General features: G+C 66.5%; 13 protein-coding genes. 8 read left to right on the forward strand and 5 right to left on the reverse strand.

Annotated features, from left to right (window positions below; translation table 11 throughout):
• Nucleotides 1-30: 30 nt before the first annotated feature.
• Genes minD through AB839_RS17845 form a run of 3 tightly spaced genes read left to right on the forward strand, consistent with a single transcriptional unit; the run spans nt 31 to nt 1632 of the window.
• Nucleotides 31-840 (forward strand): septum site-determining protein MinD, encoded by an 810-nt coding sequence (gene minD / locus AB839_RS17835; RefSeq protein WP_006424120.1) that lies wholly within the window; start codon nt 31-33, stop codon nt 838-840.
• 2 nt (nt 841-842) lie between these two features.
• Nucleotides 843-1103: a cell division topological specificity factor MinE gene (minE, locus tag AB839_RS17840; protein WP_005408532.1), complete on the forward strand. Its 261-nt coding sequence runs from the start codon at nt 843-845 to the stop codon at nt 1101-1103.
• Between the two features lie 46 nt (nt 1104-1149).
• Complete coding sequence (locus AB839_RS17845; protein ID WP_061480387.1) at nt 1150-1632, forward strand: hypothetical protein; 483 nt, start codon at nt 1150-1152, stop codon at nt 1630-1632.
• A gap of 167 nt (nt 1633-1799) precedes the next feature.
• Here AB839_RS17845 and AB839_RS17850 read toward each other — a convergent pair whose 3' ends face one another.
• The 3 genes from AB839_RS17850 to AB839_RS17860 all read right to left on the reverse strand — a co-directional run bounded on the left by AB839_RS17850 (nt 1800) and on the right by AB839_RS17860 (nt 7423).
• Nucleotides 1800-3029, reverse strand: a complete 1230-nt coding sequence (locus tag AB839_RS17850; protein WP_061480388.1) for a DUF819 family protein — start codon at nt 3027-3029, stop codon at nt 1800-1802.
• Nucleotides 3030-3148: 119 nt separating this feature from the next.
• Nucleotides 3149-5227: a S9 family peptidase gene (locus tag AB839_RS17855; protein ID WP_061480389.1), complete on the reverse strand. Its 2079-nt coding sequence runs from the start codon at nt 5225-5227 to the stop codon at nt 3149-3151.
• A 231-nt stretch (nt 5228-5458) separates the two neighbouring features.
• Nucleotides 5459-7423: an oligopeptide transporter, OPT family gene (locus AB839_RS17860; RefSeq protein WP_061480390.1), complete on the reverse strand. Its 1965-nt coding sequence runs from the start codon at nt 7421-7423 to the stop codon at nt 5459-5461.
• 200 nt (nt 7424-7623) lie between these two features.
• Here AB839_RS17860 and AB839_RS17865 point away from each other — a divergent pair, with 200 nt between their 5' ends.
• Together AB839_RS17865 and AB839_RS17870 are read left to right on the forward strand one after the other, a co-directional pair.
• Nucleotides 7624-8772, forward strand: coding sequence for a DUF1624 domain-containing protein (locus tag AB839_RS17865; RefSeq protein WP_061480391.1), 1149 nt, complete (start codon nt 7624-7626; stop codon nt 8770-8772).
• A 79-nt stretch (nt 8773-8851) separates the two neighbouring features.
• The gene (locus tag AB839_RS17870) at nt 8852-10606 is read left to right on the forward strand and encodes an oligopeptide:H+ symporter (protein WP_061480392.1); all 1755 of its coding nucleotides are present in this window, start codon (nt 8852-8854) and stop codon (nt 10604-10606) included.
• A 56-nt stretch (nt 10607-10662) separates the two neighbouring features.
• Here the strand turns inward: AB839_RS17870 and AB839_RS17875 are convergent, their stop codons facing one another.
• Nucleotides 10663-12651 carry a prolyl oligopeptidase family serine peptidase gene (locus AB839_RS17875; protein WP_061480393.1) on the reverse strand — a complete coding sequence of 663 codons (1989 nt, stop codon included), beginning with the start codon at nt 12649-12651 and terminating at the stop codon, nt 10663-10665.
• A 163-nt stretch (nt 12652-12814) separates the two neighbouring features.
• Nucleotides 12815-13450 carry a LysE family transporter gene (locus AB839_RS17880; protein WP_049422777.1) on the reverse strand — a complete coding sequence of 212 codons (636 nt, stop codon included), beginning with the start codon at nt 13448-13450 and terminating at the stop codon, nt 12815-12817.
• A gap of 138 nt (nt 13451-13588) precedes the next feature.
• Between AB839_RS17880 and AB839_RS17885 the strand changes: the two genes are divergently transcribed.
• From AB839_RS17885 to mqo, 3 genes are all read left to right on the forward strand, one after another.
• The gene (locus AB839_RS17885; RefSeq protein WP_061480394.1) at nt 13589-14494 is read left to right on the forward strand and encodes a LysR family transcriptional regulator ArgP; all 906 of its coding nucleotides are present in this window, start codon (nt 13589-13591) and stop codon (nt 14492-14494) included.
• A 169-nt stretch (nt 14495-14663) separates the two neighbouring features.
• A complete protein-coding gene (locus AB839_RS17890) occupies nt 14664-15110 on the forward strand; it encodes a GNAT family N-acetyltransferase (protein ID WP_019336987.1) in 447 nt (148 codons plus the stop codon).
• A gap of 193 nt (nt 15111-15303) precedes the next feature.
• Nucleotides 15304-16998 carry a malate dehydrogenase (quinone) gene (gene mqo / locus AB839_RS17895; RefSeq protein WP_061480395.1) on the forward strand — a complete coding sequence of 565 codons (1695 nt, stop codon included), beginning with the start codon at nt 15304-15306 and terminating at the stop codon, nt 16996-16998.
• Nucleotides 16999-17452 lie beyond the last annotated feature (454 nt).

The raw sequence follows: 17452 nt of genomic DNA on the forward strand, positions 1-17452 counted from the left end.
CCCCCAAACAGAATCATCAGGAGAAGTCCTTTGGCTGAAATCATCGTAGTCACCTCCGGCAAGGGCGGCGTCGGCAAGACCACTTCCAGCGCGAGCCTGGCCTGCGGCCTGGCGCGGCGCGGCAAGAAGGTGGCGGTGATCGACTTCGACGTCGGCCTGCGCAACCTCGACCTGATCATGGGCTGCGAACGCCGCGTGGTGTATGACTTCGTCAACGTCGTGCACGGCGAAGCCACCCTCAAGCAGGCCCTGATCAAGGACAAGCGCTTTGACAACCTGTACGTGCTGGCCGCCTCGCAGACCCGCGACAAGGACGCACTGACCCAGGAAGGCGTGGGCAAGGTCCTGAAGGACCTGGCCGCCGACGGTTTCGACTACATCATCTGCGACTCCCCGGCCGGCATCGAGAAGGGCGCCTTCCTGGCGATGTATTTCGCCGACCGCGCGGTGGTGGTGGTGAACCCGGAAGTGTCGTCGGTGCGCGACTCCGACCGCATCATCGGCCTGCTCGACTCGAAGACCCACAAGGCCGAGTCCGGCCAGGACGTGCCGGCCTTCCTGCTGCTGACCCGCTACACCCCGGTGCGCGTGGAAAGCGGCGAGATGCTGAGCATCGCCGACGTCGAGGAAGTGCTCGGCCTGAAGGCGATCGGCGTGATTCCGGAGTCGGGCGACGTGCTCAACGCCTCCAACAAGGGCGAGCCGGTCATCCTGGATGTCGAATCCGCTGCCGGCCAGGCCTATGAAGACGCCGTCGCGCGCATCCTCGGCGAAGAACGCCCGATGCGCTTCACCAACGTCGAGAAGAAGGGCTTCTTCAGCAAGCTGTTCGGAGGGTAAGCATGGGCCTGTTTGATTTCCTCAAAGCGAAGAAGACCACCGCCGAAACCGCCAAGAACCGCCTGCAGATCATCATCGCGCAGGAACGCAGCCACCGCGGTGGCCCGGACTACCTGCCGCTGCTGCAGCGCGAGTTGCTGGAAGTGATCAAGAAGTACGTGAACATCGACGTCGATGCGGTGAAGGTCGACCTGGTGAAGGATGGCCAGCACGACGTGCTGGACATTTCCGTGGCGCTGCCCGAAGGCCCGGACAAACCCTGATCCCCTGCCCCGCCCGTGCCTGCATGGGCGGGGCTGCCTGACCCGCATGACCGATACGACAACCGCCGTGGACATCACCTGCGTGGGCGACATCGCCTTCGCCGACGCGCAGCGCCTGCTCGCCGCGCATGGCCTTCGGCTGCACCACGTGGCGCCCGGCGAACCGATTCCCGGCAGTTACTGGGGCGAGCCAGAGGCCGGCATCATCGCCAGCAACGTCTACGTGCGCGATGACACGCCCGTGCACTCGATGCTGCACGAAGCCTGCCACCTGATCGTGCTGCCGCCGGAGCGGCGTGCGCAGGTGCATACCGACGCCACCGACTCGGTGGCCGAGGAAGACGCGACCTGCTACCTGCAGATCGTGCTGGCCGGGCAGCTGCCCGGTGTCGGCAGCCAGCGGCTGATGGCCGACATGGATGCTTGGGGGTATACGTATCGGCTGGGGTCCACGAAGGCGTGGTTCGAGCAGGACGCCGAGGACGCGAAGGCGTGGTTGATCGAACGCGGATTGCTGCAGGCGGCGTAACCGCCGCTGGTGGGTGCGGACCTTGGTACGCACCATTCACGCATGGCGTGGATCTACTGTAGAGCCGAGCCCATGCTCGGCTGCTCTTCGCTGTCACCTGCACAAATACAGATGCAGCCGAGCGCGGGCTCGGCTCTACAGGATCTGCCCCATCGCCCCGTGCACAATCACCCCTGCCCGGCCAGCGTCCGCAAGGTAATGCCGACGATGTAGGCCAGGTACGTGCCGGTGGCATAACCCATCGTTCCCAGCAGCACGCCGACCGGCGCCAGGGCCGGATGGAACGCCGCGGCCACCACCGGCGCCGAGGCTGGGCCACCAATGTTCGACTGCGAACCGATGGCGAAATAGAAGAACGGCACCTTCAGCAGCTTGCCCAGGCACCACAGCAGCACGATGTGCACGCTGATCCAGATGATGCCCAGCAGGAACAGCCACGGGCGATCCAGCAGCGCCAGCAGATCCATCTGCATGCCGATGCAGGCGATCAGGAAGTACAGCAGCAGTGAGCCCAGGCGCGATGCGCCCGCACCTTCCAGGTTGCGCGCACGGGTGAAACTGAGGCTGAGGCCGAGCGTGGTCGACAGCACCACCACCCACACGAACGGCGCGTCCAGGCTGAACTGCGCAGCCCAGCTGACATTCGCCTTGAACCACGCCGCCAGCGGTGCGCCAATGGCGTGAGCCAGGCCGACACCGCCGAAGGCCACCGCCACGATCAGCATCAGGTCGGTGAGGCTGGGAATGCGCTCGTGTTCGGCCTGGAAGCGCGCAATGCGCTCCTTCAGCTCATCGATGGCCGAGGTATCGGCACCACTGCGCGCGTCGATCTTCGCCGCGCGCCCGGCCAGGAAGATCAGCGCGGCCATCCATACGTAGCCGACCCCCACGTCGACCACCGCGAACTGTCCGAAGGTGGTCGCATTGACGTCGAACACTTCACGCATCGCCAGCATGTTGGCGCCGCCACCGATCCAGCTGCCGGCCAGCGCGGCCATGCCGGCCCAGGTGTCGCCGGCCACGGTTTCCGGATGCACGGCACGCATCAGCAGGAACGCCACCACCGCACCGAGCATGATGCTGGCCGAGGCCCCCAGGTACATCAGCACCAGCTTCGGGCCGAGCCGCAGGATGCCCTTGATGTCGACCGCAAGGGTCAGCAGGATCAGCGCCGCCGGCAGCAGGATGTCGCGCGCGATCGGGTTGTAGAGCCGGGTGTTCTGCCCGTCGATCAGGCCGACGGTGTTGTAGATGCCGGGAATCAGGTAGCACAGCAGCAGTGCCGGCACGAAGGTGTAGACGCGCTTCCACAGGCCCTGCTCCCGCGAGGCGGTCCAGAACACGGCGCCAAGGGTGGCGGCGATCAAACCGAAGACGACGATGTCGTTCTGGATCATGCAGGGGCTCTTGTAGAGCCGAGCCATGCTCGGCTGCTGTTGGCGAAGGTGTGCCGACCAACGGTCGGCACCCACCGGCGGAGACAAAAGCGCCGCCTCGAAGGGCGGCGCTGCAATCATCAATTGCCGATGTGCTGCTTCAGCCAGGCATTGACGGTGTCATGCCACAGGATGCTGTTGTTCGGCTTCAGCACCCAGTGGTTTTCATCCGGGAAGTACAGGAACTTCGATTCGATGCCCTGGCGCTGGGCGGCGGTGAATGCGGCCAGGCCCTGCTCGACCGGAATGCGGAAGTCCTGCTGGCCGTGGATGACCAGGATCGGCTTCTTCCAGTCCGCCACGTGGTTGACCGGGTTGAACTTCTCGTAGTTGGCGGCCTTCTGGTACGGCGTGCCGCCCTGCTCCCACTCGGTGAACCACAGTTCTTCGGTGGCGTAGCCCATCATGCGCTGGTCGAACACGCCGTCGTGGTTGACCAGGCACTTGAACGGGCCGTTCCAGTTGCCGGCGATCCAGTTGACCATGAAGCCGCCGTAGCTGGCGCCCAGCGCGCAGGCCTTGTCACCGTTGAGGAAGGCGTACTTCTTCAGCGCCGCATCCCAGCCCTTCTGCAGGTCTTCCAGCGGGCGGTCGCCCCAGTGCTGGCTGATCGCATCGGTGAATGTCTGGCCATAGCCGGTGGAGCCATGGAAGTCGATCATCACCACCGCGTAGCCCTGGCCCGCGTAGGTCTGCGGGTTCCAGCGGTAGCTCCAGCCATTGCCGAAGCTGCCCTGCGGGCCGCCGTGGATCAGGAACGCCACCGGATAGGACTTGCCTTCCTGGTAGTTGTGCGGCTTGACCACGTAGCCGTGCACGGTGTCGTTGTTCCAGCCCTTGAACTCGAACTGCTCGTAGTCGCCGAAGGACACGTCCTTCAGCACCTCGCCTGCGGCCGGGGTCAGCGCGCGCAGTTCGCCGATGGCTTCGCCCGTGCCCGGCAGCAGGCCGACCAGCACCTGGTCGTTGCTCTTCAGGCTGTTGCGGGTGATCGCCACGCTGTTGCCGGCCACGTCGACCGCGGTCACGCTGCCGTCGCCGATCAGCTTGGTGGCCTTGCCGCTGGCCACGTCGATCTGGAACAGCGGGTGTTCGCCGAGGTCATCGGCAGTGGTGTAGATGCTGGCGCCGTCGGCGGACAGCGTGATGCCACCGGCCGAACGATCCCACTGCGGGGCAATCTCGCGGGTCTTGCCGCTGGCAACGTCCATCGCCATCAGGCCGAAGCGGTCGGCCTCGAAGCCCGGGCGCTTCATCGCGCGGTAGAACAGCGTCTTGCCGTCGGCACTGAACACCGGGCCGGCATCCCAGGCCGGGTTGGAGGCCGTCAGGTTGACCGGCGCCTGCTTGCCGGCGGCGTCGAAGCGGTACAGGTCGAAGTTGGTCGACCACGGCTCCTGCTTGCCGGCCACGCGGATGCTGGCCACCACGCTGGCGCCGTCCGGCGACCAAACGAAGTCGTCATTGCCGCCGAACGGCTTGGACGGCGCATCACCATCGATGGTCGCGCTCAGCGCCGAAGCGCCCTTGACCACACCGGCCTTGGCTGCCGGCAGCGGAGCGACGAACAGGGTGTTGCGGCGACCGTCGTTCCAGGTGTCCCAATGGCGCACGAACAGCGAATCCCACACCTGGCCGCTGGCCTTGGCGTCCTTCTTTTCCTTCAGCTTCTTCTCGGTGCAGGCCAGGTCCGAGGCGCACGCCTGGAACACGCCGGCGCTGAACAACACGCGGTCGTCCTGCGGCGACACACGGTAGCTGTCCACGTCGACCGGGAAGTCGGTCAGCTGGCGCGGCGTGCCGCCGCTGATCGGCTGCGCGTACAGCTGCTGGCTGCCGTTCCTGGCACTGAGGAAATACACGGTCTGGCCATCGGCCGACAGCGAAGCGGAATTGACGTTCCAGCCGGCCGGGGTGATCTGCTTCGGCGGCGCTGCGTCGCGGGTGCGCAGGTTGCGCGCGAACAGCGCCGTGGAGGCCTTCAGGTTGGCGTCCACGCTGCGCTTGGCGAACACCACGGTGCCGCCGTCAGCGGTCAGTACCGGCGCGGAGACGCGGTCCATGGCCACCATGTCGCGGACTTCCAGGCCGCGGGCAGCGGCGACGCTGGGCAGGGCGGCCAGCAGGCTCAGTGGCAGCAGGGCATGACGCAGTTTCATCGGGGTCTCCGCAGGACGGCAAAAAACCGATGTTAGGCCCGTGCGGCCGGGGCTGCCAAGGCCATCGGTCATGGCTGCGGGCGGGCAATCGCCAGAAACAGCAAACCCCGCCGAAGCTGGGTTTTGCGGTAGTGCCGGCCGCTGGCCGGCAACACCAAGGCCCTTGGAGGTTCCGTGGTTGCCGGCCAGCGGCCGGCACTACCCGTTGAACCCAGGGTCAGAGCCCGCCCCTTACGCCTTGGCGTACTTGCCGGTGCGGTAGATCAGCCAGCCGACCAGGAACAGCACGGCCAGGCCGATCCACTGTGCGCCCGGCAGGTGGAACGGCACCGCCAGCACGTCTGCGCGGCTGCTGACCACGATCGGAATCGCGATGGCGATGCCCATCAGCGCCTCGCCGGTGATCAGGCCGGCGGCAAACAGCACGCCCGGCTTGTGCACGCGGTCGCGGCCTTCTTCGTCATCGGCGCGCACCTTGTGGAAGCGCTCCACCAGGTGGGCAATCAGGCCACCGAGGAAGATCGGCACCATCAGTTCCAGCGGCAGGTAGATGCCGATGGCGGCGGCCAGCACCGGCACGCGGAAGCGTGCGTTGCGCGACTTCAACCAGCTGTCGAAGGCGATGATGGCGGCGCCGACCACGGCACCGATGCCGATGAAGGTCCACGGCAGTTCACCACCGAACAGGCCCTTGGCCACCGAGGCCATCAGGTTGGCCTGCGGCGCAGCCAGCGCGTTCGGGTGCAGCTCGGACTTCACGCCGATGCCGTAGGCAGTGGCCAGCAGGTTCAGTACCGGGGCCATGATCAGCGCGCACGAGAACGCACCGATGCCCAGCATCAGCTGCTGCTTCCACGGGGTGGCACCGACGATGTAACCGGCCTTGAGGTCCTGCAGGTTGTCACCACCGACCGCAGCGGCGCAGCACACCACCGCGCCGATCATGATCGCGGCCACCGCACCCAGCGGCGCACCGCCGGTACCGACCGGCTTGAGGCCGTCAGCGCCCAGCAGCACCACCAGCACGGCCGAGGCGAACAGGATGGTGGAGATGGTGATGCCCGAGACCGGGTTGTTGGACGAACCGATCAGGCCGGCCAGGTAGGCCGAGACCGAGACGAACAGGAAGCCGGCGACGATCATGATGAGGGTCATCGGGATCGACACGTGCCACTGGCCGACGATGGCCTGATACAGGGCCAGCAGCGGCAGCACGAACGCCACCAGGGCGACCAGCATCCACTTCATCGGCAGGTCGCGCTCGGTATGCGCCAGCACCGGGCCGCCACTCTTGCGGGCCGCGGCGAAGCCGCTCCTGACGCCGTTGAGCAGCGACTTGCGCAGCGAGATCAGGGTCCAGATGCCACCGATCAGCATCGCACCAACGCCCAGGTAGCGCATCTTCGCGCCCCAGATGGCGAACGCGGCCTCGGTGGAGGAAGCTGCGGCAACCGATGCGGCCAGCGCCGGATCGGTGTTCATGAAGAACGCCTGGTAGATCGGAATGGCGATGTGCCAGGTCAGGATCGAGCCGGACACCACCACGATGCCGACGTTGAGGCCGACGATGTAGCCCACGCCCAGCAGTGCAGGCGACAGGTTGGTGCCGATGAAGGCGGTGACCTTGGAGCTGCCGACATAGGCCGAGGTGGCCCAGGCGTCCGGGATCAGGCGCATGCCGCTTTCCGCAGCCAGCTTGACGAAGGCGCCGATCACCGCCGACAGGCCGAGGATCTTCAGGCCCGGACCCGGGTTCTCACCGGCCTTGAGCACTTCCGCCGCCGCCTTGCCTTCCGGGAACGGCAGCGGGTCTTCAACGATCATCGAACGGCGCAGCGGCACCGAGAACAGCACGCCCAGCAGGCCGCCCAGGCCGGCGATGCCCAGCACCCACCAGTACTTGAAGTCCGGCCAGTAGCCCATGATCACCAGCGCGGGGATGGTGAAGATCACACCGGCGGCGATCGATGAACCGGCCGAGGCGCCGGTCTGCACGATGTTGTTCTCGAGGATGGAACCACCGCCCAGCAGGCGCAGCACGCCCATGGAAATCACCGCGGCGGGAATGGCGGTGGCGATGGTCAGGCCTGCGAACAGGCCGAGGTAGGCGTTGGCGGCCGACAGCACCACCGCCAGCACGATGGCCAGGGCCACCGCGCGGAAGGTGAGCTGCTTGGGCGCAGCGTCGTGGTTCATGGAAGCCCCTGCTGGCAAAAAATCCCTTGCACGCTAGCGTTCAGGGCAGATCAAGTCCAGCGTGCCAAAGGATGGGGGCGTGCGCTGCAGCGCAACGGGCCAACACGTGGCCCGGCAATCGACCGACCCGGCAAAGTCCGGATGGGCGCACCGCAAATGATATGTTATATCTTAATGATACCTTGTTCTTACTGCATCGCATGCCCCCTTCCCCCTCCCCTCGCCTGGCCTCCATCGACCAGCTGCGCGGCACCGTGATGCTGCTGATGCTGCTGGACCACGTGCGCGAGACCTTCTTCCTGCAGCACCAGGTGAGCGACCCGATGGATGCAGCGACAGTCTCTCCTGCGCTGTTCGCCTGCCGCCTGCTGGCCCACCTGTGCGCACCCGTGTTCGTCCTCTTGACCGGCCTGTCGGCCTGGCTGTACGGCCAGCGCCAGGCGGATCCGCGCCGGGCCACGGCCGCGTTCCTGCTCAAGCGCGGGCTGTTCCTGGTGGTGCTGGAACTGACCCTGGTGAACTTCGCCTGGACCTTCCAGCTGCCGCCGGACACGCTGTACCTGCAGGTGATCTGGGCCATCGGGCTGAGCATGATCGCGCTGGCCGGCCTGCTATGGCTGCCACGCCCGGCCCTGCTGATGCTGGCAATCGCGGTGGTGGCCGGGCACAACCTGTTCGACGGCATGCGGGTGCAAGGCAATGGCCTGCTGGCGGTGCTGTGGAAAGTGCTGCATCAGCGCGACTGGATCGAGGCTGGCGCGCTGCGCCTGCGTACCTCCTATCCGGTGCTGCCGTGGATCGGGGTGATCGCACTGGGTTATCTGATGGGGCCCTGGTTCGCCCGCGAGCGCGCGCCGGAGCAGCGCCAGCGCTGGCTGCTGTGGACAGGCGTCGGCGCGCTGGCCCTGTTCGCATTGCTGCGGTTCGCCAACCAGTACGGGGACGCCCCCTGGTCGTACCAGACCACCACGCTGCGCACGTGGTTGAGCATCTTCAATGTCACCAAATACCCGCCGTCCTTGCAGTTCCTGCTGCTGACCCTGGGGGTGGGAATGTTGCTGCTGCGGCTGTACGAATGGCCGCCGCTGGCGCGGGCACTGCAGCCGCTGGCCGATATCGGCGCTGCGCCGATGTTCTTCTACCTGCTGCACCTGTATGTGCTGAAGGGGTTGTACCTGGGCGCGCTGGCAATCTGGGGCCCGACACACGGTGACCTGTACGCGCTGGATTCGGTCGCCGGCCTGCTGCTGGTGGCCTGTGTGCTGGCGGTGGTGCTGTACCCGCCGACGCGGGCCTTCGCGCGGTTCAAAGCGCGAAGGCGCGATCTGCGGTGGTTGCGATACCTGTGATCGCCCAGGCCAGCCCGGCAATCCACGCATGGCGTGGATCTAATGAAAGCGGATCAGGCCACAAGCCTATAATTCCGCGATGAATTCCACCGCTATCGCTTCCGACGATTTCCTGGGCCATCCCAAGGGCGTCTACGTCTGCTTCTTCACTGAAATGTGGGAGCGCTTCTCCTTCTACGGCATGAAGGCGCTGCTGCTGCTGTACCTGACCAAGTACCACCTGTTCGGCGACAAGGCCGGCCTGGACCTGCTCGGTGCCTATGGCGGCCTGGTGTACTGCATCCCGGTGTTCGGTGGCATGCTGGCCGACCGCTGGCTGGGCATGCGCCGGGCAGTGCTGTTCGGCGGCATCCTGCTGGTGCTCGGCCACCTCGGCATGGCCTTCGAGGGCCACGCCGCGTACCGGGTGAACGGCGAAGTGGTGCGCGACACCTCCGCACTGGCGGTGACCTACCTGTCCCTGGCGCTGATCATCATGGGCGTCGGCTTCCTGAAGCCGAACATCTCCACCATCGTCGGCAAGCTGTACGCCAAGGACGACCCCCGTCGCGACTCGGGCTTCTCGCTGTTCTACGCCGGCATCAACCTCGGCGCGCTGTTCTCTTCGCTGGTGTGTGGCTTCCTCGGTGAGGCCTATGGCTGGAAGTATGGGTTCGGTGCTGCCGGCATCGGCATGCTGGCCGGCCTGGCGATGTTCCTGTGGGGCCAGAAGTACCTGCAGGGCCATGCCGAACCGCCGCAACCGGCGGCACTGAAGCAGAGGGTGCTGGGCCTGCCGCGCGAATGGCTCATCTATCTGTGCGCGGTGCTGGGTGTGCTGCCGGTGGCGTGGCTGATGTGGGCCGCCGGCAACGGCGCATTCGCGCTGGGCGGAGAAATCAGCCTGGCGCTGATGCTGATGCTGGCGGTGCTGGGCGGCGTGCTGGTCTGGTTCGCCTGGTTCACCGGCAGCAAGTGCACGCCGGTGCAGCGCCAGCAGATGATCGCGCTGATGGTGCTGATCTTCCTGGCGCTGGTGTTCTTCACCATGTACGAGCAGTCCTACGGCTCGTGGGTGACCTTCACCGACCGCCTGTTGACCAAGGACATCGTGCCCTCGCTGGTGATCACCGGCGGCACGCCGCTGCCGTGGTCGATCCTCTCGCTGCTGCTGGCACCGCTGGGCTTCGTGATCAGCGCGCGGCTGTCCGAGCGCCGCCCGGGCTCGTCTGCACCGCGCACGTTCTTCGCCGCCATCGTCATGCTGATGCTGGTGCTGCTGGTGCGCGACTGCCTGGTGATCCCGCAGACCGCCGGCTCGCTGACCTACCTCGGCGGCCTGTTCCTGGTGCTGCTGGCGCCGGTCTTCGCCGCGCTGTGGACGTGGATGGACCGCCGCGGCTGGGAGCCGGGCAAGCCGGTGAAGTCGGCCTGGGGCCTGGTGATCGGCGCACTGTCGTTCTTGCCGCTGGCACTGGCCGCGCAGCAGGTGGGCGCCACGGGCGAGATGGCCAGCGTGTGGTGGCTGGTGCTGGCCTACTTCCTGCTCGCCAGCGGCGAGATGTGTCTGTCGCCGGTCGGCCTGTCGGCAGTGACACAGCTGGCCGTGCCGCGGGTGATGAGCCTGATGATGGGCACCTGGTTCCTGGCCACCGCATTCTCGGAGACGCTGGCCGCGCTGTTCGGCAAGCTGGCCGCGATCGAGGTGCCGGAAGGCGAATCGCTGGACATGGTGGCCGCAGCCGGCGCCTATGCGCACCTGTTCTGGCTGCTGATGTGGATCGGCCTGGGTTGCGCACTGGCGGCCTTCATCGCCGCACCGCTGCTGAAGAAGATGATGCAAGGGGTGAAGTAAACCCCGCGCTTGCGGAAAACCAGGGCGGCGGAACGTTCATCCGCCGCCCTGTCAGCTCAGGGCGCCTTGTCCTTGCCGGTCGCGGGCGCGGCCGTCGCGGTCTTGCCACCCAGGCTGCGCGCCAGGAAGGCCAGCAACTTGTCGTAGTACTCGCTGCGATGGGCCTCGGTGTAGAAGCCGTGGCCTTCGGTCTTGTAGTACAGGCTTTCCACCGGCGTGCCGGCGCGCTTGAGCGCCGCTTCCATGCGCTCGGTGTGCTGGATCGGCGCGCGCTTGTCTTCGCCACCGGCGGCCAGGAACACCGGCACCTTGATCCGTTCGGCCAGGTTCACCGGCGACACCGCACCCAGCTTGGCCGGATCCCCCAGCCATTCGCGCAGATAGGTCACGCCTGAACCCCGGTCCTGGATGTCGCCGCGGGTGTACATCATCGGCAGGTCGTAGACCCCGACATAGCCCGCCGCGCACTGATACAACCCGGGTTCGCGGGCGGCACCCATCATCGCCGAGTAGGCCCCGTAGCTGGCGCCGTAGATACAGATGCGACGGCCGTCGGCGATGCCTTCGCTGATTGCCCAGCGGGTGGCATCGGTGACATCGTCCTGCATTGCCGCGCCCCACTGCTGCGCACCGGCCTGGGTGTGGGCCCGGCCGTAGTTGCCCGAACCACGGAAGTTGACCTGCAGCACGGCATAACCGGCCGCGGCCAGCATCTGCGTTTCGCGGTCGTACTGGCCGGAATCGAAGATGTCGAACGGGCCGCCATGCGGCATCACCACCATCGGCAGGTTGCGCCCGTCGCTGCCGGCCGGCAGGGTCAGGAAGCCATGCAGTGGCAGCCCGTCGCGCGCCTTCAGTGCAATCGGCTTCACGCTGGCACTACGGTCCACGTCGATCCAGTCGCTGCGGCTGATCAGGTGATCGGCCTTGCGCGCCACCGTGTCGTACACGTAGAAATCGCCCGGGTTCGAGCCCGACCAGGTTTCCACCAGCACGACACGGCCATCGCGGGTGCTGGAGGTGATGTAGACGGGCCCTCCGAAGGCGGCTTCCAGGCTGCGGTACAGGCGCGCCTCCGGCGACTTCTCGTCGAAGAACCGGGTACGCGGCGTATCGCCCAGATACAGCGCGCCCACCGGCACGTGGGTGCCGGGCCGATGGATGATGCGATACGGATTGACCACCTCGTCGCGCAGCAGCGTGGCACGCTCGCCGGTCTGCGGATTCCAGCTGACGATCGCATCCGGGCCCTGGGCCTGCTCGACGTTGAGGTAGGCCAGGCTGTCATCGGCCGAGAAGCCGAGGGCGGTTTCGATGCGCTTGCTGACCGCCTCATCGTTGATCAGCTTCCAGGTGTCGCCGCTGCGTTCGCGGAAATACAGCTTGTTGATGTTGTCGCTGCCCGAGCCGTGCACGAAGCGGACCTCGCCGGCGCCATCGGTGGTGAATTCGCCGCGCCGTACCGGCGAAGATGCCACCCGCGCACGGCGGCCGGTGGTCACATCCATGCGATCGACGCGGGTGAACGGATCCTCGGCCAGCGGCCATACGGTCACCAGCACGTTGCGCTCGTCGCCCGGCAGGTCGTCGGCCAGGAAGGCGGCGACCGCCTCGACCTTCTTCGGCTGGATGCGGGTTCCCGGGCCGTTGCTCTCCACGCGGTAGCCCACCAGCAGTTCGCCGCGATTGCCGTTGGCATCGATGGCGTAGAGTTCGCCGGTGGGATTGGGCTGGTCGAGCGAGCCCCACTTCTGGGCCAGGCCGATCAACAGGCGCTCGTTGCTGACCCAGTCGAATTCCTGCGCGTGGTTGCGGCTGGGTGGCCGGAAACTGCCGACCATCTGCTTGTCCTTCAACCGCAGCACGGCGATCGCGGTGGCGTCCTCCATCGGCACCGTCGCCGCCACGTACTCGCCCCCCGGCGAGATCTTGATATCGGTGAAGGTCTCCCGGCGCAGGTACTGCGTCAGGTCCACCGCCCCCGCGCTGCCTGCGGCAACGCCCCCGATGACGGCCAGTGCGGCCGCCAGAATCGTCTTGTGCATCCTTCCCCTGCTCCTCTGGACACCTTGTCCTGGTGGCCGATTCTAGGCAGGGCCATGCCTTTCCCGCCAGAGCCGGAAAAGACGACGGCACCGTTGCCGGTGCCGTCGTTGCCACTACCTTGGAGAGAGAGTCAGGACGTGGGTTCGGGGGGCGTGCGCCGGGTCAGTGGACCCCGCGCACCGCCAACATGAGGGCCAGGATGCTGAGGATCACGGCGATGGTGCCGTCGAGCACGCGCCAGGTGCCGGGCTTGGTGAACAGCGGCGCCAGCAGGCGTGCGCCCAGTCCCTGCGCGGTCAGCCACAGGCAGCTGGCGGTCACCACGCCGGCGGCGAAGGCCATGCGGGCGTTGCCGAAGTTCTCGGCGATCGAGCCGATCACCATCATGTCCAGCCAGAAGTGCGGGTTGATCAGCGAGAAGCCGACCGCGGCCATCAGCACCGCGCGGCGGCTGCCGTCGTCGCTGTCGGCCTCGCCCATGCCACCGCCCCCGGCGATTGCACGGCGTGCCGACTTCATCGCATACCAGGCCAGGAACGCGACACCGGTCCACAGCACGGCGCTGGTCAGCCACGGCAGCGCCGAGGTGAGCGTGCGCAGGCCGGCCACGCTGGCGAAAATGAAGATCGCATCGATGGCCGCACAGGTGGCAACCACCGGCACGATGTGCTTGCGCAGGATGCCCTGGCGCAGAATGAAGGCGCTCTGGGCCCCGACCACGGCGAACAGGCCGATGCCGGTAGCTGCACCAGAGAACCAGGCACCGAGGCCGGTGCTGGCGGAGATGACCGAGAACATGGGATTCACTGCCTTTACTTGCTTGGGGAGACGGTGCCTCGCGAAGGCGGACAGCACCGGAACGGGCGCTATTGTCGCGCCGCAACATGAAAAAGACGAGCTAAACTTCCTAAATCAACATTAGCGGAGCTTAATTCGATGCGTATCGACCATGCCCAGCTGCGCGCCCTGGCCGCGGTGATCCGCGAAGGCAGCTTCGACCGCGCCGCGCAGTCGCTGAATGTCACGCCCTCGGCCATCTCGCAGCGGGTCAAGGCACTGGAGGATCGGATCGGCCGCCTGCTGGTCAAGCGCGGCACGCCGGCCACCGCCACCGCCGAGGGGCAGCTGCTGGTGCAGCTGGCCGAGCAGACCGCCCTGCTCGAACACGATGCGCTGCACCGGATGGGCCTGGCCGATGAGGATCTGCCCCAGGCCAGCATCCCGGTGGCGGTGAACCACGACAGCCTGGAAACCTGGTTTCCGCAGGCGGCCCACCAGTTCGCGCAGAGCACCGGCACCACCTTGGACCTGCGTGTGGAAGACCAGGACCACACGGTGGAGCTGCTGCGCCAGGGCACGGTGCTGGGCGCAGTGACCACCCTGGACGAGCCGGTGCAGGGCTGCCAGATCCACGCGCTGGGCAGCATCCGCTATGCAGCGACCTGCACCCCCGAATTCCGCGAGCGCCATTTCGCCAAGGGCGTGACCGCGCAGGCGCTGGCGCAAGCCCCGGTGCTGGTGTTCAACCGCAAGGACGAAATGCAGTCGCGCTTCGCCCGGCGCATGGCCGGCGACGACCTGCCCAGCACCGCACCGACCTGGTGGATTCCCTCCACCCGGGCCTTCGTGCAGGCCAACCTCGGCGGACTGGGCTGGACCATGAACCCCCTGCCCTTGGTCAAGCGGCATCTGGACGCCGGGCGACTGGTCTACGTGCGCCAGCGCGCGTGGGAAGACGTGCCGCTGTACTGGCAACACTGGAAAGGCGACGTGCAGACCATGGCTCTTCTGACCCGCGCGGTGCTGGATGCCTCCTCCGCGCTGGTCCGGCGCAAGCGCTGAAAAGGGGACGGAGGGGATTAAGTCGTTCAAGACCCAAACGACATATCGGGCAAAGACGGCTTAATCCCCTCCGTCCCCTTTTTGCTCCATCCAATCTCCACGAAACCTCCACACCGGGTCCATGCGTGATGCGGATACTGGTCGGCCGATCACTGCAAGGATGCCCTGCATGCCTGTATTCGTCCGCGATGCGCGCCCCGAAGATGCCGCCGCCTGCATCGACCTGCGCGGGCGCACCCGCGAGAACGCCTTCAGTGCCGCCCAACTGGCGGAACTGGGCATCACCGAGGACAGCTGGGCGGCCGGCATCGCCCAAGGCGATTCGATCGGCCGCGTCGCCTGGGAGGGCGAGCGCATGGCCGGTTACTGCTTCGCCGACCGCGACAGCGGCGAGGTGCTGGTGCTGGCCCTGCTGCCGGACTACGAAGGCCGCGGCATCGGCCGCCAACTGCTGCAGGACGTGGTGAGCCTGACCCGCGATGCCGGCCACCGGCGGCTGTTCCTGGCCTGCTCGGCCGACCCGCGATCGCGCTCGCACGGCTTCTACCGCCGCCTGGGCTGGCGCCCGACCGGCGAGATCGACGACGCCGGAGACGAGATTCTGGAGCTGGTCTGATTGAAGGCGTCGCCAGGCATGACCTGGCGCTATGGGTGACGGGGCCGCGAAAGGTCGGATGCTGCGTTGCATCAAAAAAGGACCGGAACCGGTTAGAATCGCGCCAGGATGTTGCAAGGCGTTGTTTCTTCACGCCCTTTCCCTGCTTCATGCGCATCCTGACCTCCTCCCCTCCGCCAACGATCCCGCCCCCATGAAGAAATTTGGCAAGGCTCTTCTCGCCCTGCTCGTGCTGCTGTTGCTGGCCGCCGCGCTGTTCCTGTACTGGCCGCTGACCCAGCGCTCGGTGCCCGCCGCCAGCAACGACAAGCCCGTCGATGTTGTGCTGGTCGGCGCCGGCATCATGAGCATTACCCTGGCCACCTACCTGCAGGAACTGCAGCCGGACTGGAACATCCAGGTCTACGAACGCCTCGACGGCGTCGCCGGTGAAAGCTCCGACGGCTGGAACAACGCCGGCACCGGCCATTCGGCGTTCGCCGAACTGAACTACACCCCGGAACTGCCCGATGGCAGCATCGAGACCAAGCGCGCGGTCGGCATCGCCGAATCGTTCGAGGTCTCGCGCCAGTTCTGGTCGCACCAGGTCAAGCAAGGCCGGCTGAGCCAGCCCAGCGACTTCATCAACCCGACGCCGCACATGAGCTTCGTCTGGGGCGATGACAACATCGCCTACCTGCACAAGCGCCAGCAGGCGCTGGTGAAGAACCCGCTGTTCTACGGCATGCAGTACTCGGAAGATCCGGCACAGATCAAGCAGTGGGCGCCGCTGCTGATGGAAGGCCGCGACCCGAAGCAGAAGGTGGCCGCGACCTGGATGCCGCTGGGCACCGACGTCAATTTCGGCGTGATCACCCGCCAGCTGACCGCCGGCCTGCAGCGCAACCCGAACTTCAGCCTGCACCTGAACCATGAAGTGACCGCGCTGCGGCAGAACGCCGACAAGAGCTGGAACGTGACGGTGAAGGATCTCAAGGCCGGCACCGAAACCACCACCCACACCCGCTTCGTCTTCATCGGTGCCGGCGGCGCCGCGCTGAAGCTGCTGCAGATGTCCGGCATTCCGGAGTCGAAGGACTACGCCGGCTTCCCGGTCGGTGGCCAGTTCCTCGCCTTCCAGGGCCAGGACGTGACCTCGCGCCATGGCGTGAAAGCCTACGGCATGGCCGAAACCGGTTCGCCGCCGATGTCGGTGCCGCATCTGGACGCGCGCAAGCTGGATGGCAAGCCGGTGGTCCTGTTCGGGCCGTTCGCGCTGTACAGCACCAAGTTCCTCAAGCACGGCTCGTGGTGGGACCTGTATTCCTCGGTGACCCACAACAACGTTGGCCCGATGCTGGAAGTGGGCAAGGACAACCTGGACCTGGTGCAGTACCTGATGGGCCAGGCGCGCCTGAACGATGCCGACCGCCAGGCCGAACTGGTCAAGTACTTCCCCAATGCCAAGCCGGGTGACTGGAAGCTGGTGACCGCCGGCCAGCGCGTGCAGATCATCAAGCGTGACCCGCTGAAGGGCCCGGTGCTGCAGTTCGGTACCGAGATCGTGACCGACAAGGACCACACCATCGCGGCCCTGCTCGGCGCCTCGCCGGGTGCGTCGACCTCGCCGCCGATCATGCTGGACCTGATGGCCAAGGCCTTCCCGGAGCAGATGAAGGCCGGCTGGGAAACCCGCCTGCGCGAGATCGTGCCGTCGTACGGGCGCAAGCTCAACGACAGCCCGGCGCTGGTGAACGAGATCCGTACGCTGACCAGCCAGACCCTGCACCTGCCGTACCTGGAGGTGCCGGTGGATGCCAACGCGGCAGCACCTGCACCGGCCGCAATTCCGGCTCCGGCTCCGGTCAAGGAAAAGCGCAATGCCAACGAGGAACTGCAGGCGCTGTAAGCCCGCCGTTTCCTTTCGACGCACACGGACGGCCACCTTCGGGTGGCCGTTCGTTTTTGGGGCGGCTCCCTGCTGTAGAGCCGAGCCCATGCTCGGCTCCAGCCAAAAGCAGCCGAGCATGGGCTCGGCTCTACAGAAGGCGATGCCTGGTGCCGGAAAGCCGATGCACGATGACGCGAATTGTAATGTTGTTAAGAATTATTTACATTTGCACCCCACGCAGTGACCTCGCGCCTTAGCAGACGGACCTGACCGTACCCGAAGCCGCCGCCCCGGGTGCTGGACGACTGTTGCCGCCCTTCCCCCGTTTCCAAGCTTCGAGCCCACCATGTCCCAGCCTCTCCGTAACCGCCTGCCCCGCCGCGCGCTGCTGCCGGCTGCCCTGCTTTCGTCGCTGTCCCTGCTGGCCGCGCCCAGCGCGTTCGCCGCCACCGATGCCGCCGCCGATGCCAAG

The organism is Stenotrophomonas sp. DDT-1 (genome assembly GCF_001580555.1).
Taxonomy (GTDB): Bacteria; Pseudomonadota; Gammaproteobacteria; order Xanthomonadales; family Xanthomonadaceae; genus Stenotrophomonas; species Stenotrophomonas sepilia.

What these genes read in the sequence shown, in the direction of transcription:
- AB839_RS17855 (WP_061480389.1), bottom strand. Translation starts at nt 5,227, where the DNA reads ATGAAACTGCGTCATGCCCTGCTGCCACTGAGCCTGCTGGCCGCCCTG.
- AB839_RS17845 (WP_061480387.1), top strand. Translation starts at nt 1,150, where the DNA reads ATGACCGATACGACAACCGCCGTGGACATCACCTGCGTGGGCGACATC.
- AB839_RS17850 (WP_061480388.1), bottom strand. Translation starts at nt 3,029, where the DNA reads ATGATCCAGAACGACATCGTCGTCTTCGGTTTGATCGCCGCCACCCTT.
- AB839_RS17875 (WP_061480393.1), bottom strand. Translation starts at nt 12,651, where the DNA reads ATGCACAAGACGATTCTGGCGGCCGCACTGGCCGTCATCGGGGGCGTT.
- mqo (WP_061480395.1), top strand. Translation starts at nt 15,304, where the DNA reads ATGAAGAAATTTGGCAAGGCTCTTCTCGCCCTGCTCGTGCTGCTGTTG.
- minE (WP_005408532.1), top strand. Translation starts at nt 843, where the DNA reads ATGGGCCTGTTTGATTTCCTCAAAGCGAAGAAGACCACCGCCGAAACC.
- AB839_RS17865 (WP_061480391.1), top strand. Translation starts at nt 7,624, where the DNA reads ATGCCCCCTTCCCCCTCCCCTCGCCTGGCCTCCATCGACCAGCTGCGC.
- AB839_RS17860 (WP_061480390.1), bottom strand. Translation starts at nt 7,423, where the DNA reads ATGAACCACGACGCTGCGCCCAAGCAGCTCACCTTCCGCGCGGTGGCC.
- AB839_RS17880 (WP_049422777.1), bottom strand. Translation starts at nt 13,450, where the DNA reads ATGTTCTCGGTCATCTCCGCCAGCACCGGCCTCGGTGCCTGGTTCTCT.
- AB839_RS17870 (WP_061480392.1), top strand. Translation starts at nt 8,852, where the DNA reads ATGAATTCCACCGCTATCGCTTCCGACGATTTCCTGGGCCATCCCAAG.
- AB839_RS17890 (WP_019336987.1), top strand. Translation starts at nt 14,664, where the DNA reads ATGCCTGTATTCGTCCGCGATGCGCGCCCCGAAGATGCCGCCGCCTGC.
- AB839_RS17885 (WP_061480394.1), top strand. Translation starts at nt 13,589, where the DNA reads ATGCGTATCGACCATGCCCAGCTGCGCGCCCTGGCCGCGGTGATCCGC.